The 1,711-nt window shown below is 71.8% G+C and carries 1 protein-coding gene; it reads right to left on the minus strand.

Annotated elements, in window-relative coordinates; genetic code table 11:
- Positions 1-23: 23 nt before the first annotated feature.
- Positions 24-1,508: an endo-1,4-beta-xylanase gene (locus tag ACFUEL_RS39415; protein WP_380242997.1), complete on the minus strand. Its 1,485-nt coding sequence runs from the start codon at positions 1,506-1,508 to the stop codon at positions 24-26.
- Positions 1,509-1,711: the final 203 nt, after the last annotated feature.

The raw sequence follows: 1,711 nt of genomic DNA on the forward strand, positions 1-1,711 counted from the left end.
GTCCCGGCCCGTCCGGCCCTGGATCAACCGGCCGCGCAGGCGACCCCGTTGAGGGTGAAGCCGGTCGCGGCGGCGGCGTTGCCGGTGTGGTTGGCCTGGAAGCCGAAGCTGGTGGAGCCCCCGGCCGGGATCGCCGCGTTGTACGACAGGTTGCTCGCGCCGACCTGGCCGGTGGCCGGGCTGACGGTCGCGTTCCAGGCGTTGGTGACGCTCTGCCCGCCGGGCAGCGTGAAGGCCAGCGTCCAGCCGTTCACGGCGCTGCCGGCGGTGTTGGTGATCGTCACGTTCTCGGTCAGGCCGGTGTTCCACGCGCTGACCTGGGTGCTGACCTTGCAGGCCGCGCCGGTCGGCGGCACCGACGGCGAGGCGGACGAGGACGGCGAGCCGGAGGGCGAGGTGGAGGGCGAGGTGGACGGCGAGGCGGAGACCGACGGGGACGGCGAGGAGGTGCCGCCGAGCGCCGTCACCACCGCGTTGTACGCGGCCTTCGGCTGGTAGTCGGCGTCGTACATGGTGGCGGCGCCGTAGCCGGAGAAGAAGTCCGGGATCCAGGAGTCCGGGTCGCCCACGCCCCACTGCGAGACGCCCACGCAACCGCTCACCGCGAGGCAGGAGTTGACCACGTAGGCGTAGTCGGTGGCCTGCTGGGCGAGGTTGGCGGCGCTGGCCGGGACGGGCATCCGGTCGTCCAGCTCGGTGATGGCGACGTTGACGCCCAGCGCGGTGAAGCGTTGCATGTTGGCCTTCAGGGTGCTGGGCACCTGGCCGACGATGAAGTGGCTCTCGAAGCCGACGCCGTCGATCGGCACGCCCTGCTGCTTGAGCGAGGACACCAGCTGGTACATGGCGTCGCTCTTGGCGCCCAGGCCCTCGATGTTGTAGTCGTTCAGGTACAGCTTGGCGTTCGGGTCGGCGGCGTGCGCGGTGCGCAGCGCGTCGGCGATGTAGCCGGGGCCCATCGCGTTGGTGAAGGCGTCGGTGCGCAGCGTGCCGTCCTCGTTGAACGGCTCGTTGACGACGTCCCAGGAGTAGACCTGGCCCTTGTAGTGGGTGGCCTCGGTGGTGATGTGGTTCTCCATCGCGGCCTGCACCTGGGAGGTGGGCAGGCTGCTGACCCAGTTGGGCAGCTGGCTGTGCCAGACCAGGGTGTGGCCGCGCACCCGCATGCTGTGGGCCTTGGCGAAGGAGACGATCCGGTCGCCGGGGCCGAAGTTGAAGTTCCCGGCGGAGGGTTCGGTGGTGTCCCACTTCATCTCGTTGCCGGGGGTGACCATGTCGAACTGGGTGCCGGCGATGGCGGTGATGGTGGAGCTGTTCAGGTTGGACTGGGTCAGCGCGGTGCCGAAGTAGCTGCCCTTGGCCTCGGCGAGGTCGCGCAGCGTGGTGCCCGCGGCGCCGGCCGGTCCGCTGCCGACGGTGGCGGCGGCCAGCAGCCCGCCGGCGGCGGCGAGGGCGAGCGCCGCGAGGGCACGCCCGGGCCGGTGTGCTGCGTGCGACTGTGCAGCCATGGTTCGGTCCTTCCGGGGTGGGTGGGGGTGCACGGACCGTACGGCGGCCCGTGCGGCCCCGGCAACGGGGGCCCGGGTGCCCTCCACCCTTCCCGGGGGCCGAAATTTTCGACGGCCGTTCGACTGCCCTTCGACACCCACCGCCCCGACCTGCGACGGGATCCCGGAACGACGCGGCGGCCGCGGTCCCGGCACCCCGGGTC

This window comes from Kitasatospora sp. NPDC057198 (assembly GCF_042670125.1).
Taxonomy (GTDB): domain Bacteria; phylum Actinomycetota; class Actinomycetes; order Streptomycetales; family Streptomycetaceae; genus Kitasatospora.

Excerpts from the sequence above, each read along its gene's own strand:
- ACFUEL_RS39415 (WP_380242997.1), bottom strand. The coding sequence starts at position 1,508 with ATGGCTGCACAGTCGCACGCAGCACACCGGCCCGGGCGTGCCCTCGCG.